27 protein-coding genes are annotated in these 25,818 nt (G+C 61.6%); 12 read left to right on the top strand and 15 right to left on the bottom strand.

Translation table 11 applies throughout. The annotated features are described in order from the left end of the window. The first annotated feature begins 86 nt into the window (after window positions 1-86). From NKH41_RS16495 to NKH41_RS16460, 8 genes are all read left to right on the top strand, one after another. On the top strand, window positions 87-2,576 hold the full coding sequence (locus NKH41_RS16495; protein ID WP_352500963.1) for a mechanosensitive ion channel family protein: 2,490 nt from the start codon (window positions 87-89) through the stop codon (window positions 2,574-2,576). Window positions 2,577-2,732: 156 nt separating this feature from the next. Further along, complete coding sequence (locus NKH41_RS16490; RefSeq protein ID WP_352452117.1) at window positions 2,733-2,996, top strand: hypothetical protein; 264 nt, start codon at window positions 2,733-2,735, stop codon at window positions 2,994-2,996. A 268-nt stretch (window positions 2,997-3,264) separates the two neighbouring features. Next, the gene (locus NKH41_RS16485) at window positions 3,265-5,826 is read left to right on the top strand and encodes a GcvT family protein (protein WP_352767938.1); all 2,562 of its coding nucleotides are present in this window, start codon (window positions 3,265-3,267) and stop codon (window positions 5,824-5,826) included. Window positions 5,827-5,833: 7 nt separating this feature from the next. After that, complete coding sequence (locus NKH41_RS16480) at window positions 5,834-6,796, top strand: site-2 protease family protein (RefSeq protein WP_352767941.1); 963 nt, start codon at window positions 5,834-5,836, stop codon at window positions 6,794-6,796. Window positions 6,797-6,896: 100 nt separating this feature from the next. Beyond that, window positions 6,897-7,745 carry a DUF1194 domain-containing protein gene (locus tag NKH41_RS16475; protein WP_352767944.1) on the top strand — a complete coding sequence of 283 codons (849 nt, stop codon included), beginning with the start codon at window positions 6,897-6,899 and terminating at the stop codon, window positions 7,743-7,745. 114 nt (window positions 7,746-7,859) lie between these two features. Next, window positions 7,860-8,810: an ABC transporter substrate-binding protein gene (locus NKH41_RS16470; protein ID WP_352767946.1), complete on the top strand. Its 951-nt coding sequence runs from the start codon at window positions 7,860-7,862 to the stop codon at window positions 8,808-8,810. Window positions 8,811-8,881: 71 nt separating this feature from the next. Next, window positions 8,882-9,658: an ABC transporter permease gene (locus NKH41_RS16465; protein WP_352539653.1), complete on the top strand. Its 777-nt coding sequence runs from the start codon at window positions 8,882-8,884 to the stop codon at window positions 9,656-9,658. Then, entirely contained in the window at window positions 9,655-10,437 is a 783-nt protein-coding gene (locus NKH41_RS16460) for an ABC transporter ATP-binding protein (protein WP_352767948.1), read from the top strand. The genes NKH41_RS16465 and NKH41_RS16460 overlap by 4 nt, the downstream gene beginning before the upstream one ends. A gap of 10 nt (window positions 10,438-10,447) precedes the next feature. On the opposite strand, the gene NKH41_RS16455 is transcribed toward NKH41_RS16460, so the two are convergent. The 4 genes from NKH41_RS16455 to NKH41_RS16440 all read right to left on the bottom strand — a co-directional run bounded on the left by NKH41_RS16455 (window position 10,448) and on the right by NKH41_RS16440 (window position 12,624). Beyond that, a complete protein-coding gene (locus NKH41_RS16455) occupies window positions 10,448-10,621 on the bottom strand; it encodes a type II toxin -antitoxin system TacA 1-like antitoxin (RefSeq protein ID WP_352500959.1) in 174 nt (57 codons plus the stop codon). Between the two features lie 58 nt (window positions 10,622-10,679). Beyond that, on the bottom strand, window positions 10,680-11,618 hold the full coding sequence (locus NKH41_RS16450; protein WP_348625928.1) for a GlxA family transcriptional regulator: 939 nt from the start codon (window positions 11,616-11,618) through the stop codon (window positions 10,680-10,682). A 350-nt stretch (window positions 11,619-11,968) separates the two neighbouring features. After that, complete coding sequence (locus NKH41_RS16445) at window positions 11,969-12,103, bottom strand: hypothetical protein (protein ID WP_013894968.1); 135 nt, start codon at window positions 12,101-12,103, stop codon at window positions 11,969-11,971. A gap of 335 nt (window positions 12,104-12,438) precedes the next feature. Beyond that, window positions 12,439-12,624 carry a hypothetical protein gene (locus NKH41_RS16440; protein WP_352452109.1) on the bottom strand — a complete coding sequence of 62 codons (186 nt, stop codon included), beginning with the start codon at window positions 12,622-12,624 and terminating at the stop codon, window positions 12,439-12,441. Window positions 12,625-12,853: 229 nt separating this feature from the next. Here NKH41_RS16440 and NKH41_RS16435 point away from each other — a divergent pair, with 229 nt between their 5' ends. After that, the gene (locus NKH41_RS16435) at window positions 12,854-13,753 is read left to right on the top strand and encodes a LysR substrate-binding domain-containing protein (RefSeq protein WP_023676521.1); all 900 of its coding nucleotides are present in this window, start codon (window positions 12,854-12,856) and stop codon (window positions 13,751-13,753) included. A gap of 6 nt (window positions 13,754-13,759) precedes the next feature. Here the strand turns inward: NKH41_RS16435 and NKH41_RS16430 are convergent, their stop codons facing one another. The 10 genes from NKH41_RS16430 to NKH41_RS16385 form a co-directional block, all read right to left on the bottom strand. Next, the gene (locus NKH41_RS16430; RefSeq protein ID WP_352767950.1) at window positions 13,760-14,776 is read right to left on the bottom strand and encodes an alpha/beta hydrolase; all 1,017 of its coding nucleotides are present in this window, start codon (window positions 14,774-14,776) and stop codon (window positions 13,760-13,762) included. Window positions 14,777-15,044: 268 nt separating this feature from the next. After that, window positions 15,045-15,227, bottom strand: a complete 183-nt coding sequence (locus NKH41_RS16425) for a hypothetical protein (RefSeq protein ID WP_352500957.1) — start codon at window positions 15,225-15,227, stop codon at window positions 15,045-15,047. Window positions 15,228-15,413: 186 nt separating this feature from the next. After that, entirely contained in the window at window positions 15,414-17,483 is a 2,070-nt protein-coding gene (locus NKH41_RS16420) for an ASKHA domain-containing protein (protein ID WP_352452107.1), read from the bottom strand. Between the two features lie 113 nt (window positions 17,484-17,596). Further along, the gene (locus tag NKH41_RS16415; protein ID WP_023676516.1) at window positions 17,597-18,571 is read right to left on the bottom strand and encodes a methyltetrahydrofolate cobalamin methyltransferase; all 975 of its coding nucleotides are present in this window, start codon (window positions 18,569-18,571) and stop codon (window positions 17,597-17,599) included. Between the two features lie 80 nt (window positions 18,572-18,651). Then, window positions 18,652-19,743: a methylenetetrahydrofolate reductase gene (locus NKH41_RS16410; RefSeq protein ID WP_023676515.1), complete on the bottom strand. Its 1,092-nt coding sequence runs from the start codon at window positions 19,741-19,743 to the stop codon at window positions 18,652-18,654. Further along, a complete protein-coding gene (locus NKH41_RS16405; RefSeq protein WP_352454616.1) occupies window positions 19,740-20,363 on the bottom strand; it encodes a methylenetetrahydrofolate reductase C-terminal domain-containing protein in 624 nt (207 codons plus the stop codon). The genes NKH41_RS16410 and NKH41_RS16405 overlap by 4 nt, the downstream gene beginning before the upstream one ends. Further along, complete coding sequence (locus tag NKH41_RS16400; RefSeq protein WP_352767953.1) at window positions 20,356-20,658, bottom strand: virulence factor; 303 nt, start codon at window positions 20,656-20,658, stop codon at window positions 20,356-20,358. The genes NKH41_RS16405 and NKH41_RS16400 overlap by 8 nt, the downstream gene beginning before the upstream one ends. A 235-nt stretch (window positions 20,659-20,893) precedes the next feature. Further along, window positions 20,894-21,805 (bottom strand): fatty acid desaturase, encoded by a 912-nt coding sequence (locus NKH41_RS16395; RefSeq protein ID WP_352767954.1) that lies wholly within the window; start codon window positions 21,803-21,805, stop codon window positions 20,894-20,896. A gap of 43 nt (window positions 21,806-21,848) precedes the next feature. Next, window positions 21,849-22,631 carry a formyl transferase gene (locus NKH41_RS16390; protein ID WP_352679962.1) on the bottom strand — a complete coding sequence of 261 codons (783 nt, stop codon included), beginning with the start codon at window positions 22,629-22,631 and terminating at the stop codon, window positions 21,849-21,851. 78 nt (window positions 22,632-22,709) lie between these two features. Beyond that, complete coding sequence (locus tag NKH41_RS16385) at window positions 22,710-23,285, bottom strand: DUF4893 domain-containing protein (RefSeq protein WP_352470292.1); 576 nt, start codon at window positions 23,283-23,285, stop codon at window positions 22,710-22,712. A 121-nt stretch (window positions 23,286-23,406) separates the two neighbouring features. Between NKH41_RS16385 and NKH41_RS16380 the strand changes: the two genes are divergently transcribed. Both NKH41_RS16380 and NKH41_RS16375 read left to right on the top strand, forming a co-directional pair. After that, window positions 23,407-24,318: an NAD-dependent epimerase/dehydratase family protein gene (locus NKH41_RS16380; RefSeq protein WP_352767958.1), complete on the top strand. Its 912-nt coding sequence runs from the start codon at window positions 23,407-23,409 to the stop codon at window positions 24,316-24,318. Between the two features lie 44 nt (window positions 24,319-24,362). Beyond that, entirely contained in the window at window positions 24,363-24,878 is a 516-nt protein-coding gene (locus tag NKH41_RS16375; RefSeq protein WP_352500950.1) for a hypothetical protein, read from the top strand. A 58-nt stretch (window positions 24,879-24,936) separates the two neighbouring features. On the opposite strand, the gene NKH41_RS16370 is transcribed toward NKH41_RS16375, so the two are convergent. Beyond that, a complete protein-coding gene (locus NKH41_RS16370; RefSeq protein ID WP_352500949.1) occupies window positions 24,937-25,566 on the bottom strand; it encodes a DUF1638 domain-containing protein in 630 nt (209 codons plus the stop codon). A gap of 64 nt (window positions 25,567-25,630) precedes the next feature. Between NKH41_RS16370 and NKH41_RS16365 the strand changes: the two genes are divergently transcribed. Further along, the gene (locus NKH41_RS16365; RefSeq protein WP_023676507.1) at window positions 25,631-25,771 is read left to right on the top strand and encodes an entericidin A/B family lipoprotein; all 141 of its coding nucleotides are present in this window, start codon (window positions 25,631-25,633) and stop codon (window positions 25,769-25,771) included. The last annotated feature ends 47 nt before the right edge of the window (window positions 25,772-25,818 follow it).

Here is a 25,818-nt window from a genome sequence, read left to right as displayed (position 1 = left end):
GGGATGACTTGCCCCGTGATATGAGCCTCTTTATCAAGGACGTGCTTCAAAACTGCCGATGCCGCCCGCGAGTCGCCAGAAAAATCATGTTCTTTCGTTTATTCCGCCTGGTCTTGATTCTTGCGCTTGTTGTCTCGGCGCCGCCGTCGCTCGTTGCTATGGCGCAGGCACTCGGGCAGGGCGCCGCCGGGTTGATCGCAGACCAGCAGAAGGTCATCCAGAGTCTGACGGCCAAAACCGACGGTCTCGAGAAGAAGATACAGCAGGACGGCCAAGACGATGCCACCCTCGTGGAAATCCGTCTGCAATTGGAGGATCTGTCGCGGGCGGCGCTCACCAGCGCGCTGGCGTTCCGCTCGCGTCTCGGCGATATCAACGATCGGATTGAGATGCTGGGACCTCCGCCGGCCGCGGGCCAGCCGGCCGAGCCAGACATCGTAACCGGTGAACGCCAGGCCTTGGCTTCCGAAAAAGCCGAGATCAACGCCGTTATTGCCAGCGCGCAGAACCTGTCGATCCGCATCAGTGGGCTGATCGAGAAGATCGGCAACATGCGCAGCGAGCTGTTCCGCAATGTGCTTACCAAACGCTACGTGCTGTCCGATGCGCTTAGCCCCGAAGTCTTTTCCGACGCCAACGCTGAGTTTTCCGGCTTCTATAAGGCGGTGTCATCCTGGCTGAGCTTCGCCTTCAAGTTCAAGTTCCAGGCCATTCTTGCCGCGACTTTGATGGCGCTCGCATTCGCTGCAGTGCTTTTTATCGGCGGCCGACGCCTGTTCGGCCGCGTCTTCGAAGCGGATCCCTCCGTCGAGGACCCCTCCTATCTCAGCCGCCTGTCGGTGGCGTTCTGGTCGACGTTGCTGCCGACGCTGGCGGTCGGCGCCTTCCTTGTCTCGACGATCTTCTTCTTCGATTATTACAATGTTTTACGCGGTGACATCGGCATCTTCCTGAATTCGCTGGTTGCCGTTATCGCGGTGGTGTTCTGCGTCAACCGCCTGACCAACGCAGCGCTCGAGCCCCGACTGCCGAACTGGCGTTTGATCCCGGTCGAAACCGGCCCGGCGCGCTGGCTGGTGCGGCTGACGACCGCCATGGCTGTCGTCATCGGCAGCAACAACTTCCTGTCTGTCGTCAACGACAAGATGGGCTCGCCACTGTCGCTGACCATCGCCAGAAGCTTCATCGCCACCATCGTCGTCGGCATCATCCTGATCCTTATGGGCCTGCTGAAGCCGTTCAAGGCCCCCGACGGAAGCTGGCGCCCGTGGCCGGCGTGGCTGCGCTACACCGCCGTCGCGCTAGGCCTATTCACCATCGCATCGGCACTGCTTGGCTATATCGGCCTTGCAATTTTCGTCTCGCTGCAGGTCGTGGTCACCGGCACCATCCTGGTCACCGCCTATATCGGCTTCCTGTCGGCGCGAGCGATCGGCGAGGAAGGCGGTTTCGCCAAAACTTCGATCGGGCGCTGGCTAGCGGCCAATTCAAGCTACGAAGAGACCGCCCTCGACCAGCTCGGGCTTGTCGTCAGCGCCGCCATCAACATCATGATTGTGCTGGTGTTCCTGCCGCTGATCCTGTTGATGTGGGGCTTCCAGCCCGGCGACATCCAGGCCTGGGCCTACAAGCTGGCGACCGGCCTCACCATCGGCTCGGTGACGATCTCGGTCACCGGCATTCTCACCGGCGTCGTCGTCTTCATCATTGGCTATTTCCTGACGCGCTGGTTCCAGGGCTGGCTCGACGGCTCGGTGATGGCGCGCGGCCGGGTTGACACCGGCGTGCGCAATTCGATCCGGCTGGCGGTCGGTTATGCCGGTGTCGCGGTCGCGGCACTGGTCGGCATCTCGGCGGCCGGTATCGACCTCTCCAATCTCGCGCTGGTCGCCGGCGCCTTGTCCCTCGGCATCGGTTTCGGCTTGCAGAATGTCGTCTCGAATTTCGTGTCGGGCCTGATCCTGTTGGCCGAGCGGCCGTTCAAGGTCGGCGACTGGATCGTCGCCGGCGACATCAGCGGCACGGTCAAGAAGATCAGCGTGCGCGCCACCGAGATCGAGACGTTCCAACGGCAATCGGTGATCCTGCCCAATTCAAACCTGATCAACAATGCGGTCGGCAACTGGACGCACCGCAACAAGCTCGGCCGCGTCGACATCAAGGTCGGCGTTGCCTATGGCAGCGACGTCAAGCACGTGCATGGCGTCCTGTTGGAGATCGCACGCAGCCATCCGCTGGTGCTGAAGAACCCGGAACCCTTTGTGCTGTTTTCCAATTTCGGCCCGGCCGCGCTCGAATTCGAGATCCGCGTATTCCTGGCAGACGTTCTTAGTGGCAATATCGTCCAGAACGACATCCGCTTTGCCATCTTCGATGTGTTCGCCGACCAGCATATCGAAATTCCGTCGACACCGCGCGCCGTCGTCGAGACCAAAAAGCACGAGGCGTGGCCGATCGACGACGACAAGATCGAAGTCGAATTCGCCGAGCGGGAACAAGCAAAAGCCCTAGCGGCGGTCGAGGCGAAACGTCTCGCCAAGTCGGGACGCAAGGTACGGAAGCCCGATCCTGACTAGCTGTTTGGAGCTTGCCTTCAAGCCTTCGGAAACCAATTGCGGCATGAATGCGGCATTCAGTTGCCGTTCAGCTTGCATTACATATAAGCTCACCTGCAAACGGCGAGAATGCCTTGCGAAATGCAACAGAGGCGGTGGCAACACCGATACTGCAAAATGTGGAAGTCTCTCGTCGCCGCCGTCGCTTTTCTGGCCGTGGGCGGTTCGGCCCATGCCGCCAGCGCGGTTAACAAGGACGCCGAGACCCGCACGCTGATCGTGACGGAAGGCGGCGGCAAGACCGAGCTGGCGCTGGCCGCTGGCGAAACCGTGGAATTTTGCCCGAGCGGCTGTTTTGTTACCTTGCCGAATGGCGACCTTGAGGCGCTGACCGGTTCGGAGACGATCGAGATCTCGGGCGGCGTCGCGCGCATCAAGTAAAGTCGACGCCATGATTTTTGAAGGCCGGGCAAACACCCGGCCTTTTATTTGCTTCCGGTAATCGGCGATGAAGGTATGCATTTTTCTTCGAAGCTGCGCAGGACGGGTTCTAGCAGCGTCTTCGTACCGAGCAGGGCGAAGGCGTAGGTCTAACTGCATTCGACGGGCTGGTGGCGCGGGCTTTTTTGGCGATGTCGCAAACAGGCTGCAAGCGCGGCGCCGCGCCGCCCTATAGTCTGCTCGCAATAGCATCTTGGAGTCGCGGGCAATGGCAGGGTTTCCGGAAAAGGCGAAGGTCGTCATCGTCGGGCTGGGCGGCATCGTCGGCGCATCGGTCGCCCATCACCTGATCGAGCGCGGATGGGACGATATTGTCGGCATCGACAAATCGGGCATCCCGACGGATATCGGCTCGACGGCGCATGCCTCCGACTTCTGCTACACGACCAGCCATGATTTCCTGTCGTGCTGGACGACGCTCTATTCCATCGATTTCTACGAAAAGATGGGTCACTACGCGCGCATCGGCGGCCTCGAGGTCGCCCGCGTCGGCGACGACGCCCGCATGGCGGAGATCAAGCGCAAGATCGCCTCGGCGAAGGCCTTCGGCACACGCGCCCGCCTGATCGATCCCGCCGAGATCAAGGAAAAATTCCCGCTGATCGAAGAACAGATGGTACAGGGCGGCCTGTGGGATCCCGACGCCGGCCTCGTCATCCCGCGCTCGCAGACCGTCGCCGGCAAGCTTGTCGATCAGGCGGAAGCTTCCGGCAAACTCAGGGCGTTTGCCAATACGTCGGCCAGGTCGCTCGTCATCGAGAACGGCCGCATCAAGGGCGTGGTGACCGACCGCGGCACCATCGAGGCCGACTATGTCGTGGTCTGCACCGGCATCTGGGGACGGCTGATCGCGGAAATGGCGGGCGAGGACCTGCCGGTCATGCCGATCGACCATCCGCTTACCTTCTTCGGGCCGTACACCGAGTTCGCCGGCACCGGCAAGGAGATCGGCTGGCCGCTGCTGCGCGACCAGGGCAACTCGGCTTACATGCGCGATACCGGCGACCCCAAGACCGCCGAAGGCGGGCAGATCGAATGGGGTTATTACGAAGAGACCAATCCGCGCCTTTGCCATCCGCGCGATATTCTCGAGAAAAACGAGGCGCGGCTTTCGCCGTCGCAACGCGATCTCGACATGGAGCAGATCCTGGCGCCGCTCGAGCGCGCCATGGAACTGACGCCGATCCTGGGCGAGCTGGGCTACAATGAGAGCCATTCCTTCAACGGCCTATTGCAGGTGACGGCGGACGGCGGCCCCTCGATGGGCGAAAGCCAGAAGGTCAGGGGCCTCTGGTATGCGGTGGCGATTTGGGTCAAGGACGGCCCCGGCATGGGCAAGCTCATCGCCGACTGGATGACGGACGGCCGCACGGCGATCGACCACCACGCCATCGACTATTCGCGTTTCTATCCGCACCAGACGAAAGAACAGTTCATCTGGGATCGCTGCACCGAAACCGCTATGAAGGTCTACAACCCAGCGGTCCATCCACGCGAGCCCTTCTCCAAGGCTCGCAATGTCCGCCGCTCGCCCTTCTGGGAGCGCGAGAAGGAACTCGGCGGCTATTTCATGGAACTCGGCGGCTGGGAGCGCGCCCATGGCTACGCCGCCAACGAGCATCTGCTCGAGAAATACGGCAACCGGGTGCCGGTGCGCCAAAACGAATGGGATAACCGCCACTTCTGGCGCGTCTCGAACGCCGAGCATCTCGCGATGAGCGAGGATTGCGGCGTCGTCAACCTGTCGCATTTCGCCATGTACGACGTGGAAGGCCCGGACCATGTCGCGCTGATGGAATGGCTGTGCGCGGCAAAGATCGGCGGTGACGGCAATATCGGCAAGGGCATCTATACCCATTTCCTCGACGAGGAAGGCATGGTGCGCGCCGACCTGACCGTCATCCGCATGGCCGGCCGCTGCCGCGTCATCGACGGCGCCGATGCCGGGCCGCGCGACTTCCAGTACATGCGCCGGACGGCAGAGGACAAAGGCTTCGACGTTAGCGTCACCGATGTGACCGAGAGATATGTGACCGTCGGCATCTGGGGTCCGAACGCGCGGGCGACATTGAGCAAGTGCGTGGAAAACCCCGACGGGCTGACGCCTGAGAATTTTCCCTTTGCCGCGATCAAGCCCGTCAGGATCGCCGGCAAGGACGTGACCGCCTTCCGCATCTCCTATGTCGGCGAGCAAGGCTGGGAACTGCACATGCGCTACGACGACGGCCTGGCTGTCTGGGACGCGCTGCGGTCGACCGGCGTGATGGCCTTTGGCGTCGAGACCTATGCCAACAGCCGCCGCATGGAGAAGAGCCTGCGCCTGCAGAATGCGGACCTCTTGACCGAATACAATCTGCTGGAAGCCGACCTTGCCCGTCCGAAAGTCAAGGAGGCCGATTTCTGCGGCAAGGCAAAGCATCTGGAATATCGCGCCCGGGCGCATCAGCCGGCCATGCTTTGCACGCTTATCATGACCGACAATACCGATTCCAATGGCGTTCTCCGCTATCCGGTCGGCACGATGCCGGTGATGGACCCGCAAACCGGTGAGACGCTCGTCGACGAGCTCGGCCGACGCTCCTTCACGACCTCGGTGGCCTATGGTCCGACCCTCGGCAAGAACATCGCGCTCGCCTACCTGCCCTGGGCGTATTGCCAGGAGGGCCGCAAGCTGAGCGTCGAATATTTCGGCGAGAAGTACCCGGTCGAAGTGGCCGCCGTCGGTTACAGGCCGCTCTACGACCCGGAGAACGTCAATCCGCGCAGCTAAGTGTTGCTTGCCTGCCGATTCTCCACACAGGCAAGCCGAGCAGTGCCAGCAGGACCTGAATGCAGAAGCCCGATTCATCGTCGGGCTTTTCGCTTTGTGGAGCGATGATTCTCGCTTACCGTCGCGCTGCGATTGGGGGGTGCCTTTGCGGCGGATCGGCTGGGACAGAAAAAACGATGCGCTTGTGTTTCAGCTGAACCGGAATATCCCGGTTCGCGTCAGCTGGACCTTCGCAATTCCCATTGTGCTGCCTTTCCTGAACGAGTGGGCGAGCCGACCCAAGGATGCACTGATCCATACCTCTATCTTTGCAGCGCTTCTGTTTGCGTCGATATTTCTGCACGAACTGGCACACGCCTGGATCGGACGCCGACAAGGCGTCGCCACCGACAGGATAGAATTATATCTCTTCGGCGGGCTCACGCGTTTCAAACGCGCCGCAGCGCCATCGCCTGCCTGGGCGCGGATTGCGATAGCGGGTCCCCTGGCGAACATCGCGCTCGCCGCGTTTTTCGATGCGGCCTATTATCTGGTTTTTGGAGAACTCATCCCAGTTGTGCCCGAAAGGCCATTCGGGTGGCTGCCGTCAAGGTCGGCCGGTCCTCTGGAGTGGACGCTTTGGATTGGCGCATTATTGAACGTGTCACTTATCATTCTCAACATCCTGCCCGCCTACGATCTGGATGGCGGCGTGATTGCAAGACATTTGTTCCTGAGACGCTTCGGCGTCCGCCGGGCCGCGCAGATCGTCGGCATCTGCGGCATCGTACTTTCAATTCTGCGTTTTGCGATCATCTTGCCTGCCGCGGTTGCAGGTATTCTGTTGTGGCTTCCGCCGTCATTCAAGCCGAACTGGAGGGCAGCGCGCGGAGTCGGTGCTAGAAAACCGAAGCCGGACCCATTCTCCGAGACGGATGTCGAGAAGGCCGTGGAGTGGCGGGGACGGGGCGGGCACCGCATCTACAAATGAAATTCGCTTTCCGGCGGTTCGCAAGAATGTGACCGGATGAGCCCGGCTCTTCACCGGGCTTTTCTCTTTGTCGATCGGCGATTTTCGCTTACCGTGCGGCATGTCTGGTTTTGCCCGTGCAAGACATCTCGTCTCGGGTGCCGCCGCGCTGGCGTCGGTGCTATGGCTGACTGCAAACTCCCGCGCCGCCGAGCCGGTCGACGTCGAACTGGTGCTGGCAGTCGACGTTTCGCTGTCCATGTCGCCGGACGAGCTCGAAATCCAGCGTCATGGCTACGCGGCGGCGCTGACGCATGACGATGTCCTGCAGGCAATCGGCGAAGGCGCTCATGGCAAGATTGCCGTCACCTATGTCGAATGGGCTGGCGCGACCTGGCAGCAGGTCGTGGTGCCGTGGACGGTGATCGCCAATCGTGCCGACGCCGAGCGGCTGGCAGCGCAGCTTTCCGCTCATCCGCCGGCCACTGCCAGGCGCACCTCGATCTCCGGCGCGCTGGAATTCGCCAGCGATCTCTTTGCTGAAAGCGGCTTCCAGGGCGTCAAGCGGGTGATCGACATTTCGGGTGACGGCCCCAACAACCAGGGCGCACCTGTCGATATCACCCGCGACGCCGTGATCAAGCAAGGCATCACCGTCAACGGCCTGCCGCTGATGACCAGGGGCGGGTTCAGCAGCGCTTACGATGTCAACAATCTCGACCGCTACTACAGCGACTGCGTCATCGGCGGGCCGGGCTCCTTCATGATCCCGGTCAATGACTGGACGCAGTTTCCGGAGGCCATCCGCCGCAAGCTGGTGCTGGAGCTTGCCGGTCCGGCCTCGCCGCAGCGAGCGGCGGAAGGGGCGGCGCATCCGCCATTGGTGCTGGCACAGGACATCCCCGTCACCGACTGCCTGGTCGGCGAAAAAATGTGGCGCGACCGCAGCTGGATGTACGACAGCCGCTGATGGCGGAGTTTGCTGTCGATGGTGACATACCGCAGTGCAGCATCTGCTTCATTGACAAGCCTGCGGGCGTCTGTGACACAATTCCGCATCCGAACACATAAAAGGGGAACCGACATGAACAGGATCGGAATTCTTGCCGCAAGCTTGACGCTTGCCATCGGATTGTCCGCGCCGGCGATGGCCGCCACATCGGTCAGCATCGGCATCAGTGGATGGACCGGCTTTGCGCCGCTGACGCTCGCCAAGCAGGCCGGCATCTTCGAAAAGCACGGCCTCGACGTCACCTTGAAGAAGGTGCCGCAAGCCAGCCGGCCGCTCGCCATCGCCAGCGGCGACCTGCAATGCGCCGCCACCACGGTCGAGACCTGGCTGGTCTGGAACGCCAATGGCGTGACGACCAAGCAGATATTCCAGCTCGACAAATCCTACGGCGCCGACGGCATCGTCGCCCGCAACGACCTAAAGACCGTCGCCGATCTCAAAGGTAAGTCGGTTGCGTCTTCGGCGCCAGGCACCTCGCCCTATTTCATGCTGGCCTGGGTGCTCAACAAGAACGGCATGTCGACCAAGGACGTGACGGTCGTCAACCTGGAGCCGGATGCGGCGGCGCAGGCGTTTCTCGCCGGCCAGAACGATGCGGCGGTCACCTATGAGCCGTTCATCTCGGCGGTGCGCGAAAAGTCCGACCAGGGCCATATCCTTGTCACCACTCTCGACTATCCGATGGTGCTCGATACGGTCGGCTGCACGCCGGAGTTCCTCAAGGCCAATCCGGATGCGGGCAAGGCGCTTGCCGACAGCTATTTCGAGGCACTCGACCTGATCAAGAGCGATCCGGCGAAATCCTATGAGACGATGGGTGCCGACGTGAAGCAGTCGGCCAAGGAATTCGAAGAGTCGGCCAAATACCTGAAATGGGCCGACAAGGCTGAAAACAAGCAGTTCTTCACCAAGGAATTCCAGGACTTTTCCAAGACCGCTGGCGAGCTTCTGCTGCAGATGGGTTTGATCAAGGAAGCGCCTGACGTCTCGACGTTGGCCGACACCAGCGCCGTCGCCGACTAACCGCCAGGATTGTCGCCCGGCGGCGGCGCGTGCGCCGCCGCTTTTTCATTCAGATCAGAGGACGGTCGAAGATGCCGCGCCCCTTGCATCCGGTCTCGCCGGGCATTCGAACCGTGCTCGGCATTTCGTTCTTCGTGCTGTTCGTGGCGTTCTGGGCGTGGATCACGCTTGGCGGCCACGTCAATCGCATTTTCCTTGCCGATCCGCTGTCGATGGTGAGAGACGGCTGGCGGCTGCTGGTCGAGGACCGCTTCTGGCTCGACATCCTTATCACCATCTGGCGCGTCTTCGGCGGGTTCCTGATGGCGGCCATCGTTGCCGTGCCGCTCGGCATCTTGATGGGTGCCTGGAAGCCCGTGGAGGCGTTCCTGGAGCCGTTCGTCTCCTTCGCCCGCTATCTGCCGGCATCGGCCTTCATCCCGCTGCTCATCCTGTGGGCGGGCGTTGGCGAGCTCGAAAAACTGCTGGTGATCTTCGTCGGCTCGGTGTTCCAGATCATCCTGATCATCGCGGTCAAGGTCGGCGGCACACGGCGCGACCTGGTCGAGGCGGCCTACACGCTTGGCTCGTCCGACAACGGCATCGTGCGGCGCGTGATCATGCCGGCCAATGCGCCGGAGATTGCCGAGACCCTGCGGCTGGTGCTCGGCTGGGCCTGGACCTATGTCATCGTCGCCGAGCTGATCGGCTCGTCGTCGGGCATCGGCTACATGATCATCAACAGCCAGTCGCGGCTGGCGACAGGGCAGATCATCTTCGGCATCATCGTCATCGGCCTGATCGGGCTGTTGTCCGATTTCGCCTTCAAGGCGCTCAACCGTTGGCTGTTTCCATGGAGCCTGGCGTGAGCAAGCTGCTCATCGAAGGCGTCTCGCGCACCTTCGCCGGTGTCGGCGGTGGGCAGCCGGTCATGGCGCTGATGCCGATCGATCTGGCGGTCGCCGCCAACGACTTCATCACCATCCTGGGGCCATCCGGCTGTGGAAAGTCTACGCTGCTCAGGATCGTCGCCGGCCTCGAAGCGCCGAGTGGGGGACGTGTTCTGCTCGACGGCAGGGTGGTGGACCGGCCCGGTCCAGACCGCGGCATGGTTTTCCAGTCCTATACGCTGTTTCCGTGGCTGACGGTCGCCGAGAACATCGCCTTCGGCCTGCGCGAACGTGGAATGGCCGAGCACGAGCGCAGCGAAATCGTCGCTTCTTACGTCGATCTCGTCGGGCTGAGAGGTTTTGAAAACCATTGGCCGAAGCAGCTTTCCGGCGGCATGCAGCAGCGCACCGCGATTGCCCGGGCACTGGCCAACGATCCGGAGATCCTGCTGCTCGACGAGCCGTTCGGCGCGCTTGACAACCAGACCCGCGGGCTGATGCAGGAACTGCTTCTCGGCATCTGGGAGCGCCGGCAAAAAACGGTGCTGTTCGTCACCCACGACATCGAGGAGGCGATCTTCATGGCGTCGCGCGTGGTCGTGATGACGGCACGGCCGGGCCGCATCAAATCGGACGTTGCCGTCGACCTGCCGCATCCGCGCCACTACACGCTGAAGACCAGCCCGGAATTCTCGGCGCTGAAAGCGCGGCTGACGGAAGACATCCGCGTCGAGGCTATGCGCACGGCGCAGGTATAGTCGCCGCAACCTACACTCGACCGCGACCGGAAAAGATGCTCGGTTCGCTCAACAGGCGCTTTAGGCGTGGAAGGTCGCGCGTAGGGGCGTCCAGTGCCGCCATGAACGCGGCCCATTTTTCTGCATCGAGGCGGAAGCTGTGCGGGTCGGCCGGTTTTTGGGATAGGCTCGAACTCGTGGTCATGCGACATCTCTCGATGCGGGAATATCACACTTCGCCGGTCCTCTGCTGATTTGCCAGATCAAGCCGCCAGAAGCTGCTTGCGGTCGACGCGTTCCTGTTGCGGCGAGCGGGCGTACAATTCGCGATAGCATTTGGAGAAATGCGAGGCGGAAACAAAGCCGCAGGCGACCGCCACTTCGACCACCGGCAACGACGACTGGATCAGCAGGTGCCGGGCGCGGTCGAGGCGGATCTCCAGATAGTAACGGGCAGGGGAGCGCCCCATCTCGGTGCGGAACAGGCGCTCAATCTGCCGGCGCGACAGGTCGACATGGTCAGCGACCTCGATCAGCGAGAGCGGCTCGGAGAGATTGGCTTCCATCAGCTCGATAATGGTCAGAACCTTGGAATTCTGCACGCCAAGGCGGGCGCGCAGCGGCAGGCGCTGGCGGTCGGTCGGGCTGCGCACGCGATCAGTCAGCACCTGCTCGCAGACGCGGTTGACGAGGCTTTCGTCGAAATCGTCGCCGATCAGCTTCAGCATCATGTCGAGCGCGGCGGTGCCGCCGGCGCAGGTGTAGATGTTCTGGTCGATCTCGAAGAGGTCGGCGAAGACATTGGCCTTGGGGAACGCCTCGGAAAAGCCCGGCAGGTTCTCCCAATGGATGGCGCAGCGCTTGTTGGACAGCAGGCCTGCGGCGGCCAGGATATGCGCGCCGGTGCACAGGCCGCCGACGGCAACGCCGCGATTGTACTCCTCGCGCAACCAGGCAAAGGCCGATTTGTTCTGGTAGCGTTCGACATTGATGCCGCTGCAGACGATGGCCATGTTCGGCCGGTCCGGTCCGGACATTTTCTTGCGCTCTTCCTCCAGCGAGGTGTTGACGGCGCATTCGACGCCGTTCGAGGCGCGCACCGGCTTGCCGTCGATGCTGGCGAGCCGCCAGCGATAGGCTTCATAGCCGAGCATGCGGTTGGCCGAACGCAACGGATCGAGCGCCGTCGCGAAGGCGATCATGGTGAAATCGGGGACCAGGAAGAATACGAACGATCGCCGGATCGGGTGCTTTACGACGTTCACGGGTAGATCCTCACGCTGCAATGGCGCGAACAGGATGTCGCGATTAGCATAGCGACATCAGGAAAGACGTTTCCTGTCAATTGGCTAGACGGCAACGGAGCGACTTTATTTGCGACACGGGTCGCAAATGGGCAATCGCTATGCGGCGAAGGACGCGACATGCCGCCGGATCGACCAAACGAGCCTACGCAGTCTGTGCACACGAAAACGCCGCCTCGGCAAAACCGAAGCGGCGCTGGATCGACTTCGAAGCAGCGCTAGGCTGCTTCCGCCGGGATTGCCGCGTCTCAGGCGACGAAGCCGAGGCGCGCGGCAGCCATGGCACCGGTCTGGCCAGGCATGGTGTTGGCCAGGCGCTGGCGCTCGAGCGCGGTCGTCAGGTTCATTTCGCGACGGGCAAAGAGGCGGGCAAAAAGCTTCATGATCATCTCCATTCGGTTGCTCAGACGGGTCGCCTTCGCTTGATGGAGTGGGGCAGCTCGTTTGTTGATGATGATATAGGCTTACGTGAGGGGAAACTAAATCGCAAAAGCGAAGCACTTGATATGAAAAGCGACACGGAATGCGACAAATTTGGGCATTCTGCCCAGGATTTTCGATTATTTACAATGTGTTGATTGCCAGTGCGGGCTGCTATGCGACTTGCTCATATGCGGCATGCGACGGCGACATGGCTCGGGAAAATTGTTGGAGTACAAACAAAAAGGCCTGCCGGGCTGATCTGCGCGGCAGGCCTTCAGCTGTTGATACACACGGTTTACTTTGCTCCAGCCCAGGATCCCACACCATGGCGAGTGCCGGCCTTGGCATCGGCAGCTTCAGGCCAGCCGATATCCTTCTGCAGTTCAATCGGCAGCGCGCGGATGGCGCGTTCCGTCTGGTAGCGGGCACGGGCCTCGCTGAATTCGGTCGCGATCCGACCGATGGATGACAGGATAGACATCTCATTCTCCTTCGCGTTGGGCCGGGTTGTCCCGGCGCTTGCAGCGTCAGGCGGTACACCGGGTTTGTTTCAGCTTCATTTCGTGTCGATTGCAGGTCCGTGTCATGGTTGTTTCGGGACCACTTCGATGCGTCCTGCCTTCGATGGAGTTGACTATCCTCCCAAACTGATGTTCAATCAAACGAAATGGAATGATGGTTTGCATCAGAAAAATTGAAGGTCGCTTGCCATGAACGCCCCACTCAATCATCCGCTGCCGCTGCTCGATCTCGATGTTCTGCGCACTTTCGTCGCAATCGCCGAGACCGGCAGCTTCACCACTGCGGCCAATGCGGTCTTCCGCACGCCGTCGGCCGTCTCCATGCAGATCAAGAAGCTGGAGGACATTCTCGGCCGCTCGGTGTTCGCACGCGACGCCCGTTCGGTGACGCTGACCACCGATGGCGAGATGCTGCTCGGCTATGCGCGCCGGCTGCTGTCGATCAATCGCGAGGTGGTGTCGAAGTTCATCATTCCAGACATTGTCGGGGTGGTGCGGCTCGGCTCGCCGGACGATTACGGCGAACGTGTGCTGCCGCATGTGCTGAAGCGGTTCGCACAATCGCATCCATCTATCGCGGTCGACGTCACCATCGACCAGAGCGTCAATCTGCGCCGGCGCATGGACGACCGGGCGCTCGACATCACGCTGCTCACCAACTCCTACAAGACCAGCGCGATCGGCGCCGAAGTGCTGCTCACAGAGCCGATCGTCTGGGCCGGTGCCAAGGGCGGTTGCGCGCATCTGCGCGAGCCGCTGCCGGTCTCATTGTGGGAAGAGGGCTGTGCCTGGCGGGCAGGGGCATTGGAGGCGCTTGGCCGCGAGGGCCGCAACTACCGTATCGCCTATATGAGCGCGCACACGGCCGGCCAGCGCGCCGCGATCATGGCGGATCTTGCGGTGGCGCCGCTGCCGAAATCCTTCCTCGGCAGCGACATGGTCGAGCTGTGCCCCAAGGACGGCATGCCTGACATCGGCACCTACAACCTGGCCATGGTGGTGACGCCGGACGCCAGCGCGCCGGTGAAGGCAGTCGCCGACCATATCCGCGCGACGTTTGAGATGTTCAGGGAAACTGGGAAGTTCTGAGCCAAACTACGACCTGAGCGGCGCAACCAGATCGCGAGGCGTTCCGTCGCGCGGCGCAACCAGATCGCGAGGCGTTCCGTCGCGGTCTGCCCTTTGCAGCGACAACTCTCCTGCCTTGGCATGATAACTGTCAGTTTCGTTGGTCAAGAAGGCCACTATGCTGTCCCGCGCGCGACGCGCCTCCGGCATGTCGATCAACGGCCAGACATGGAACATGCCTTGCTCGTGGACGACCTCAATTTCGACGCCGGCCGCGCGTGCCTTTTCCGCGAAGATCAGATTGTCGGGGGTGAGCAGATCGCGTGAACCGGTCAGCAGCAGCGTTTTGGGCAGCACCGACAGGTCGCCGTAAACCGGGCTGATGCGCCAGTCGGTGGGATCGATGCCGGCGCTGTAAAGCCGGATCGCCTCGCGGCCGCCGGCAATGCCCAGCCACGGATCGTTGCGTTCGGCCTCATACATTTCTGGGTTGGCGAGCGACACGTCGAGACCGGGCGAAATCAGCACGTGGCGTGATGGCAAGGGCAGGCCGTCTTGCGCAGCCATCATGGTCAGCACGACGGCCATGTTTCCGCCGGCGGAATCGCCCATGAAGATGATATCATTCGCCCTGGTTTCGCCGAACATCTGGCGGTAGACGGCGCCGACCATGCCGAACATGGCGTGAAAATCGTGTTCGGGAGCAATGGGATAGATCGGCACGGTGATACCGAACCCGAGGCGGTCGGCCATGTCGGCGATCAGCCGCCAATGATAGGGTGTGATTTCAAAGACGTAAGCGCCGCCGTGCAGGTAGAGAATCCGCCTCCGCTCACCAGCCTGGGGAGCGATCTCGTAGACGGGAAAGCCGTTGATCGTGCGGGTTGTGATCTCCAGGCGTGACCACAGCGACGCAGGCGGCTGATGGTTTTCCGTCTTGCGCGCATAGGCGATCCAGCGCTGCAGGTTCTCGGGGCTGGAAAACGCCTTCTTGCGGCTGTACCTGAGGACGAACGACACGACGTGGCTTTTGAGACTGGGCATGCAGATACACGGACTTCGGCTGAGCCGACTAAGAGAACCCCCGACTATTTCGAAGATTGTGTCGCCACCAAAAAAGTCAAGATTGATGCAATCTCAATACGGTCGTTTGATCCCAGCTGTCGACAAAGCGTCCGGCCATGAAGTCTCTGGCCTACCGGTGCAGCTCAACGCCGCGGCAGCAACGCGGCGCGCAGCCAATTGCTGGGTGCAGCCGGAGCCGCATTGCGGCTCCGGCGAATACCGAGCAGCTTGCATTTGTCGATGAATTTCATCCGCGCTGCGTGCCCCATCCGACCGCAAGCTGCCTTTCGCTCGAACGCGGCGACACCGGCCAGCCAATGTCCTTTTGGATCTCAGGCGGCAAGCTGTTGAGGATGCGCAGCGACTTGCGCGCTTCGCGTGTTTTCTTGAAGGCCGCACCATAGCGGCCGAAGCTTTCGAACATCGACATCTTGATCTCCTTGGAGCGTTGCGGTGGCCGAAAACTGTTTCCGCCGGCCGTTCGATGCCGGTTAAATGCTCCGCCTATGTATCTGGCGGATTTCACGAAAACGCGATTTCGTTTCCAGATCGGCGCGATCTGGAAACATTTGCATACAAATGAAAATGGAAGTTCTGACAGCCTGGCGGAGGCGAGTCATCCCCGCCCGCGCCGCGCGGCATGGCCTTCGCGCGAACGCCGCCGCGGGGCAGCGTCGCCGGCAATGCCGTCTTCGCTCACCGTCTTGCGCGGCGGCAGTTTCACCGCCGCCGACAGCTTGGGAAACGGGTCGATCTTGTTCGGGAGCGCCATGGCATAAACGAAATGTTCCTGGAATTTCGGCTCCAGCGCCGTCTCGATCTTCTCGATCTTGCTAACGGTTTCCTCGATCTCGCGGCGATAGCCACGGTTCAACAGCGCCATGCGGGCGCCGGCGCCGGCCGCATTGCCAACGGCCGAGACCTTGTCGAGGTCGCAATCCGGAATCAGGCCCAGCACCATTGCGTATTTCGGGTCGATGAACGAGCCGAATGCGCCGGCGAAGTGGATGCGGTCGACATGATCGGTGTGCTGTTTTTCCATCAAAAGCTTGGTGCCGGCATAAAGGGCGGCCTTGGCAAGCTGGATAGCGCGCACATCAGTCTGGGTGATGGTGATCTTGGGCTCGCCTTCCTTCAGCACATAGGAGAAGGTGCGGCCATTGGCGACGACGCGAGGCGAGTGGCCGCTCAGCGATCCATCGACGACGCCGTCCTCGGAGATGATGCCGGCGAGATACATCTCGGCGACCACCTCGATGATGCCGGAGCCGCAAATACCGGTGACGCCGGTCGCCTGCACACTGTCGAGGAAGCCCGGCTCGTCGGACCAGAGTTCCGAGCCGATGACGCGGTATTTCGGTTCCAGCGTTTCAGGATCGATGCGGACGCGCTCGATGGCACCCGGTGCGGCGCGCTGGCCACCGGAGATTTCCGCACCTTCGAAGGCCGGGCCAGTTGGCGATGAGGCCGCCACGACCCGGTGGCGATTGCCGAGCACGATCTCGGCATTGGTGCCGACATCGACGATCAGCATCATCTCGTCCTGGCGGTGCGGCCCTTCCGACAGCGTCACTGCGGCAGCGTCCGCGCCGACATGGCCGGCAATGCAAGGAAGCATATAGAGCCTGGCGCCCTGGTTGAGCTTCAAACCGATATCCGATGCCTTGATGTGCACGGCGCCGGAGACGGCTAGCGCGAAGGGGGCGCCGCCGAGCTCGGTCGGATCGATGCCGAGGAACAGATGGTGCATGATCGGATTGCCGACGAACACGGAATCCAGGATGTCGTTGCGTTGGACGTTGCCTTCGGTGCAGACCTTGTCCACAAGCCCCGAAATGGCCTCGCGCACGGCGACCGTCATGCCTTCGCGGCCGTCCGGGTTCATCATCACGTACGAGACACGGCTCATCAGATCCTCGCCGAAGCGGATCTGCGGATTGGATGTGCCCGACGAGGCGGCGACGCGGCCCGACAGCAACGACACCAGATGCATGGCGATCGTGGTCGAGCCGATATCGCAGGCAAGTCCGTACGCCTCGTTCTTGAGGCCGGGCCACAAAGCGATGACCCGTGCGGTCTCGCTGTCGGTGTCCTTGTGGATGGCGGCGGTCGCGGTCCAGTTGCCTTTGCGCAAAATGCCTTGCACCTGCGGCAACAGATGGAAATCGAAATCGAGGCTCTTGAGGCCCCAGTCCTTCATCAGCGCGATCTTCAGCCGGTCGAGGTCGCCGAGCGGCTTGTGCATGTCGGGTTCTTCGATCTCGACATAGCACATGCGGATTGCCGCATCGCGGGCGATGACCCTGGTGTCGGCGTCCTTGCGGATGGTCTGCGCGTTGATGACGGTGTCCTGCGGCACGTCGACGACGAGATCGCCGAGAATCTGCGCCGAGCAGGACAGCCGGCGGCGCTCGGGCAGGCCGCGTACGCGTTCGTAGCGCTCTTCCTTAGCGCCCTTGGGCGAGAGGTGATCGTTGGAGGAAACGATCTTGTGCTTGGCGAAATTACCTTCCTGCACCTCGATCTGGCAACGCCCGCAAGTGGCACGCCCGCCGCACACGCTCTCGACATAGACACCGAGCTGGCGCGCGGCGTCCAGAACCGGCGTGCCGACCGGAAACCGCCCGCGCTTGCCCGACGGCATGAACAGCACGAGCGGATCGGTGATGTTGACGGGAGAGTTCATACGTTCCAGACTTTACTTTCTACGCAGCTCGGGTCTTGGCTACGGCAGCGATGCCGCTATGTCTCGGTTCCTCCCCAGTCCTAGGCCCCATATCGTGTCGGCCAAGACCTGGCTCAACCCCGGGCCATACGCGCTTCACGGCCGCCGCGCCTGCGTCCGCCATTGCCATTGCCATCGCCCGGCGCGTTGACCTGCGTCCGGGCGGCAACGGCCTGGCCGCCCTCAGCAGGCTTGTAGTCCTTGTAGGTCCTGATCCAGTTGGTGCAGTTCTCGTCGGTGCCGTTCAGCACGTTGGCGCCACGCACCGCTTCCATTTCCTGCGGCCGCACCGGGTTCATGATCGCCGAGGTCATGCCGGCGCCGATCACCATCGGGATGAAGGCGGCGTTGATGCCATGACGGTGCGGCAGGCCGAATGAGATGTTGGAGAGGCCGCAGGTGGTGTTGACCTTGAGCTCCTCGCGCAGCCGGCGTAGCAGGGCAAATACCTGGCGGCCGGCATCGCCCAGCGCGCCGATCGGCATGACCAGCGGGTCGACGACCACATCATGCGCCGGAATGCCGAAGTCGGCACAGCGCTGAACGATCTTCTTGGCGACGGCGAAGCGCACATCGGGGTCCATCGAAATACCGGTCTCGTCGTTGGAAATGGCGACGACGGGAACGTTGTATTTCTTGATCAACGGCAGGATGGCTTCGAGCTTTTCCTCCTCGCCGGTGACGGAATTGACCAGCGGCCGGCCTTTGGCGACCTTCAGCGCCGCTTCGATTGCCGCAGTCACGGAGGAGTCGATCGACAACGGCAGGTCGACCAGGCCTTGCACGATCTCCAGCGTCTGCACCAGCAGCGCCGGCTCGGTGGCGTTGGGATCGACTGCAGTGACGCCGGCATTGACGTCGAGCATGGTCGCCCCACAGGCGGCCTGCTCCAGCGCATCCTTGATGACGGTCTCAAAATTGCCGGCGATCATTTCGGCGGCCAGTTTCTTACGGCCGGTCGGGTTGATGCGCTCGCCGATCACGCAGAAGGGCTGATCGAAGCCGATGATGATTTCTCGTGTCGCCGAGGCGACGATGGTGCGGGTCATGAAATCTCTCCATCGTGATATAAAGAGTTCTTTATATCGTTATCTGTTTCTGATCAAGCGAATGCTGACGATTCGCGCTGTCAATGCGCGGTCTTGACCATGTCGACCTGGGTTTCGGTGAGGTCGTCATGCAGTATGTGGTCGAGCCGGTCGGCAACGAGCTGGTCGTCGCGACGGATTTCGCGTTTCCACGGCCGGCGACCCTTCAGCACGCCGGATTCGTCGACGATCTCGGCGACGTATTCTTCCTGGCGGTAGGCCATCACATGGACGCCGGATACACCGGGAATTTCCTTCACCTCATTGATGATGTCGATGCAGAGCTGCTTGCCTTCCTTCTTCTGATCCTGGGCGCCTTCCAGGCGCTTGACGATCTGATCGGGAATGTGAATGCCCGGTACGTTGGAGCGGATCCATTTGGCCGTCTTGGCCGAGGCCAGCGGCCCGACGCCGCACAGGATGAAACATTTCTCGGTATAGCCGAGATCGCGGACCTTCTGCATGTAGGTGCGGAACATCGGTACGTCGAAGCAGTACTGGCTCTGCACGAACTGTGCCCCGGCGGCGATCTTCTTGCCCAGCCGATAGGGCCGGAAATCGATCGGCGGCGCAAACGGGTTGATCGCCGCGCCAAGGAAAAGCTGCGGCGGGGTCGTGAGTTTGCGGCCGGACAGGAATTTGCCGTTATCGCGCATAACGCGGCAGGTTTCGAGCAGCGACATGCAGTCGAGATCGAACACCGGCTTGGCGCCGGGCTGGTCGCCGGCCTGCACGCCGTCGCCGGTCAGGCACAGCATGTTGGCGACGCCCATCGCAGCACCCCCAAGCACGTCGCCCTGGATGGCGATGCGGTTCCGGTCGCGGCAGGCGATCTGCATGATCGGGGCATAGCCCATGCGGGTCAGCAGCGCGCAGATGCCGACCGACGACATGTGGCAGTTGGCGCCGGAAGCGTCGACGGCATTGATGGCGTCGACCCAGCCGTCGAAAATCCTGGCGCGGTTGTAGACGTCTTCCGGATCGGCGCTGTCGGGCGGATTGAGCTCGGTCGTCACTGCGAACTCGCCGCGCCTGAGGACGCGTTCCAGCCGGCCACGCGAGGTGTGGCCGGGCAGGGGATCGAGCGGCAAATGGATGCCGGCCGGATTCTCGTCTGGCTGACGGCCGATCATGCCGATGCTCCGGTCTTCGTAGTATTCCGGGCCGCATTGCGGGCGGCCGCGGCCTGCGCGGTGACCCGCAGCCAGGCGGAAGTTTCGCGCAAGGACTGATCCACCGGCTTCTGCACTTCCAAAATCTTGTCGCCATGCACCATGTTCCGCGAGCCTTCCCAGGCTTTGACCCAGACGCAAGGCATGTCAGGCTCGACCTCGCAATTGCCGTTGGCGCGGACACCGCCGCAAGGGCCGTTGCGCAATTGCTTGGGGCAGTTCATTGGGCACGACATGCCGGTCGAGGAAAGGATGCACTGGCCGCACATGCGGCAGTCGAACATGAATCCCTTGACGCGCTTTTCGACGAATTTCACAGGCCCTTCGACACGGCTGTAGCCGATGCCCTTCCACAGCGGATGGAGGAGCAGGAACATGTCGGCGAATTTGCCGTAGAACCATTCGAGCAGCCGCGAATGCCGCACAGACCAAAGCCGCACCGCGAAAGAGCGCTGCACACGCCGCTGCGGCGACACGTCGGCCGGCTTGTAGTCGGATTTCGGCGCCGCCTTCTTGACGATGGTCGCCTGGGTCACGCCGGCTTGAGCCGTCGTCGCCGGCATTGATTGGGGATCAGACATTCTCTTTGCCCCCCGCCTTGACCAGAGCGACCAGCCGCTCACGGTCGTATTTCGCATCAAGTTCCTGAAGAGCCTTCTCGGCCTCGGCTTCAAGATCGTCACTGACCGGGAGGGGTTCTGCCTTGCGCCATTCGGCAAGATAGTCGTCGGTGCCGCCAGCGCCGGTGCGCATGGCGCACATGTCGATCGCCTCGGTGAAGCGCAGCGGCAGTTCGCGCTTGGCGCTCTGCCGGCCCTTCTTGACGATGACCTGGGCGGGGATGTCGCGCCAGTAGACGACGATCAGATCGGCCATAATTTCCTGCTCCTGCAGAGCGCCGTGCGTCCAATCGGACGCACAAACGATGCTCTACCATTTAACTCCGCTGCATCGTGCTCTCCGAAGATCGATTCCGATCTTTTGGCCAATGCAGTGGTTTCGAGCATTGCCGGAAGCGCTGTTAGGCTGCTTGTTATGGGACGACGCGGGGGCCTTCAAAAGCGACGCAATCGACGGCCGCGGTTGAAAGCGGAGTTTCTTCCAGCACTGGTCAGCCGGCGCGGCCATCGTAGCTGCCGACCAGCTTCCTGTGGAAGCGCACGTAACCTCGTTCGGTCGTGCGTAAATGCTCCGCGACGATGTCATGGAAGCGCGGCAGGCGGTGGAAGGGAACGGCCGGATAGGAATGGTGCTCGGAATGGTACGGCATATTCCAAGCCACGAAGCGCACCAGCCTTGTGGTGAAGGTGGTGCGGGTGTTCTCGAGCATGTTGGCGACATGCGGGCACAACGCGTGCTCGGCCAGCAGGTAGGCACGCAAAAACGGCTGTCCGACCAGCACCGGCACGATCCAGACCCACAACAGCAGCGCCGACTGCGCGGCGAGCGATGCGGCCAGCAATGCCGCATAGCCGATCAGGAACTGCCGTGCTTCGGCAATCACCTTGCCGCGGCGCTTTTCCGGCACAAAGCCGTCGCGGTTGCGGCCCGCCGCATTGGTTGCGATCACACGGCCCATGGCGATCCAATAGGGGCCGCCTGACAGATAGCGCAGATATTGGCTGATGGTCTCCGGCTTCGGGGCCATCAGTTCGGGGTCGTTGTCCGGGTCGTGCGTATGGCGGTGATGGGCGAAATGGAAATAGCGGAACCATGCCGGCGGCAGCAGGATAAGGAAGCCGGCCACGGCGGCAACAGCGCGATTGAGCCACGCCGTCCTGAATGCCGTTTCATGGATGGTCTCGTGCAACGGCGTGAAGAAGAAGACGATCAGAATTCCCTGCGGCAAGACGAGCGCGGGCCAGAACGGGATGCGAGCGGCGATCAGCGCGCCTAGCAGGATAACCAGCCCGGCATGGACCGCCAGCCGGACAATGCCTGGCCGGTCAACCCTGGCGGTGAGGTCGCGACGGTCCTCGACCGAAAGGCCGGCAATGATGGTACGGTGGTCGATGTCGCTCATGATGCAATGTTAGTGGCGGGTGGCTGTCCGGTAAATCGGCGCGTCACCAGACGCCGTTCCTTATCCCGGTCCAGAGATAAAACCATATCGTCGGATGATACCATTGTGTCGAAGGTAGGCCGGGATCCACCGTGCCGAGCTTGCCGGCCAGCGCATCCCTGACCGCTTCGACGCAGATGTCGCGCGAGAAGGCCGCCTGCCGCAACGCGTAGCTCGAAACTGTGTCGCCCGGCTGCGGTTTGCCACGCGTCTGCCGCAGCACGCCGCCAGTGTCGACGCCGGCGTCGACCAGATGCACGGTGGTGCCGAAGTTCTCCGCATCGCCTGAAGCCAGCGCCCAGTAGCCGCCGTTCATGCCACGATATTTCGGGGCGATGCCGGCATGGTAGTTGAGGACCGGGCAAGGGATTTTCGCCAGCGTCTGCCGCGACAGCAAGCGGCAGCCGGCGAGCAGCACCACACCCGGCTGGATTTCCGCAATCGCCTGCAGGCACTCCGGCGCGTTGGCCGACGAGACATAAATGATCTTTTGCCCAGGCTTCGGTTCGGTTTGCAGCTTCTGCCCGGCGGCAAGCCGTGCTGCGTGGCCGGCGAAGAAGCGCTTACCGAGGCGCGTCAGCACCATCGTGCCGAGTTGACCGATGGCCGAGGTCCAGCCTTGCCGCCGCGCCCGCGCGAGAAGCAATTGCTTTTTGGATTCAGGAGCTTCGAGGATGACGCTGACCGGGCCGAGTTGATCGGCGAGGGCGTTGACGATCGCCCAGATATGCGGGCCGCCTTCGGTGACGACGACGATCGGCCGTTGGTTTGTTTTCGACAGTGCCATGCTCTGCGACTCCCCGCAAAGAACCTGTTCTTTGCGCGCGAATGCTAGGCTGACCGGGTTAACCCCTGGTGATCGGGCTCAGCGCTTGAATTCGAGGATATCGAGCTTCGATTCGTAATAGGGCGCCGGGAACTCGATGCGCCATTCACTGGCGCTGTTGCGGAAGGCATAGCCGACCTGATCGCTTTCCGGGCCGCTGCCGTAGGGCTTTGCCGGATCGTCGTTGACGTGGAAGGAACCGAGATAGATCGCGCGTTTCTCGCCATCGTCGAAGAAGCGGCCCTTGGTGCGTTGCGAGCCGGTGATCTTTTCCAGTCTCCAGCCAGAACCGTCGTCGCTCACCTCGCATTTGAACCAGCCATAGATGACGAGCGGGCTCAATCCGCCGGCCTTGATGGTGCGGCATTGCCATTTGCCGGTCAGGTCCCTGTCAGAGAAGGGAACCAGCGGCTTTGCCAGCAAAGCGTCGAGCTGCTTGACCTCGGCGGGATCGCCGGCCTTCGCCTCGTCAAGCGCTGCCTTGCGCGTCTCGCCATATTTGTTGAGCCGCGCCTTGTCGGCAGCCGTTATCAGCGTCTGCACCTCGCCATCGGCGAACGCGGGCATGGTCAAGCAGAGGACAGTTGCTGCGGCAAACATGAGGCGAGCGATCATCGGTGGCGTTTCCTTTTTGATGGCTGGAGCAGGCTGTTTTCTTGTCTGGCGCATACCTTAATGTTTCGCCGCGTTCTGTCATCCGTGCCTGAGCATCGACAGCAGAAACGAGGTGGAAAGAATGCGGATCTTGCTGACGGGATCGTCCGGTTGGCTGGGCAGCGCCTTGGCGCCGCGCCTGCGGGCTCTTGGCCATGACGTCACCGGCCTCGATCCCGTTCCGTCTTCGGAAACGCCGATCGTCGGCTCAGTCGCCGATCGCGACCTGGTCATGAGGGCGGTCGAGGGGAACCGCGTCGAGGCCATCATCCATAGCGGCGCGCTGCACAAGCCTGACATCGAACGTCATCGCAACGAGGATTTCGTCGAGACGAATGTGCGCGGCACGCTCAACCTGCTCGACGCGGCGGCAGCATTCGGCGTTCAGCGTTTCGTGTTCACGTCGACGACGTCGCTGATGATTTCCCAAACCATTCGCGCCGGCTTCACCGGCGGGACGCGCAAGGCGGCATGGCTGACGGAAGACATGTCGCCTGAACCGCGCAACATCTACGGCGTCACCAAGCTTTCAGCCGAACAGCTCTGCCGGCTCTATCATTTGCAGTTCGGCCTGCCGGTGATCGTGTTGCGCACCGCCCGGTTTTTTCCCGAGGCGGACGACATGGCGCACGTGATCGAACAGTCGGATGCCAACACCAAGGCCAATGAGCTGTTGTTCCGCCGGCTGACGGTGGAGGACGCAGCCGACGCCCACATCGCTGCCCTGGAGAAAGCGCCGCAATTGGGCTTCGACACTTTCATCATCTCGGCACCGACGCCTTTCCAGCCCGAAGATTGCGCGGCCTTGATCGCCGACGCGCCGTCGGTCGTGGCGCGCTATTTTCCGGATTATCCGGCGCTCTACGCGAAGAAAGGCTGGACGATGTTTTCGTCGATCGACCGGGTCTATGATGCGTCGCGGGCGAGGAAGCGGCTGGGTTTCATCTGCAAGACGAGCTTTGCCGATGTGCTCGCCCGGCTTGTGGCGGAATAAGAGCGCGGGTATTCGTCAGGAATGCGCGTCACTGGGAGAGGTAGTTGGGAGTAACAATCTACTTTGAAGGACAGTTACGGGGTCACGAGCAATATGCTGCTTTGCTGCACGAAGCCAAGGCGTTCGCCATTGCGCGAGACTGGCCGGTGCGCGAGATCGATGAGCGCGAGAAGACGCTCAATCGAGTCATTGATGAACGAAACGTGGACTATATTGGCCCTGTGTTTGGAATAGAGCTTCAACCGCATCCCAATTCGGAACCGCTGCGGCTTGAGTTCGACAATCACCTCTTCGTTCAACAACATTGTAAAACTCAGTTTTCAGGTGCAGGCGCTCATATCGAGATCATCAGGTTTCTTCGCGAAATTACTCGCTTGTTCTCCAGTCTCAATGTCGTCGATGAAGGGGAGTATTGGGAGCTAAGTGATCCGTCAATTCTGCAAAGTAATTTCGACAATGTCGATGCAATGCTTGCCGAAATATTGCTTAAAGATCCAACCGCGCGGGGGCCGATCCGCCTTGAAACCGGGCGCATTATCGATGTCATATCGGATCGGTGAATCGGTGGGCGAAAATGAACGGCAGCCTCCGGCAAACGCTTAGAGGACGCTATTTCTTTTACGAATGTGCTGAGGCGCTGGCCAGTTCCTTCGTCAGGTCACCATAGCCGGTCGAGCGGCGCTCATAGGCGAGGCCGAGCATTTTCGCCGCCTTTTCGGCGACCTTGTCGAGTTCCGGGTCGTTGGTCTGAGCGATATAGATCAGCTTCTCGTAGTTGCCGAAATAGTCCTTGATCAGCTCCGGGTGCTTGTCGAGGCCGAGCGGCTTCATGAAGAAGGCATCGAATTGCCGGCAGAGGAAGTCGGTCATGTAGAACGACATCATGTCGTCATCGGCGACCTTCGCATAGGCATCCATGCCCTGGTAGAAAGCAAAGCAATGCGGCCCGGCCATGCGCTCGACGCCATGCTTCTCGCAGATCCGATCGAGCAGGCCACCCGTGCCGCAATCGGCATAGCCGACGAAGATGTGTCTGTAGCCGTCGGTCTTGGCCTTCTCGATAGCCCTGTCCATGGCCGGCGCGATGCGGTCCGGATAGAAATGGAACTCCGCCGGCAGGCAGGTCAGGTCGAGATGGTCGAGCCCGAGCTGCTCCTTGACCGCCAAAACTTCGCGCGCGATCATCCCGCAGGCGATGACGAGCAGCCTGTCGCCTTGATCGGATTGTTGTTTTCGCGCGGTAGTCATGGAACCAGTCTAATCGATCTTCGTTGCTGTCCAGCGAATTTATATGCTGAGGGAGACACCAATCATGAAATTGTTCCGCGTCGCGCCAATCGCTATTCTCGCCTGCGCCTTGGCTGTTTCGGCCTGCGCCAACACGGTGCGCGGCGTCGGTAAGGATATCAAATCCACTGCGAAGGCAGTTGACGATACCGTCAAGAAACCCTGATCCGCACGGCTCTCAACATTTGGGAATAAAAAAGCCGCACTGCAAGG

It is taken from the genome of Mesorhizobium sp. M1169 (assembly GCF_040318345.1).
Taxonomy (GTDB): domain Bacteria; phylum Pseudomonadota; class Alphaproteobacteria; order Rhizobiales; family Rhizobiaceae; genus Mesorhizobium.
Note: the sequence above shows the minus strand (reverse complement) of the source record. Positions and strands in the feature narration are given on the sequence as shown.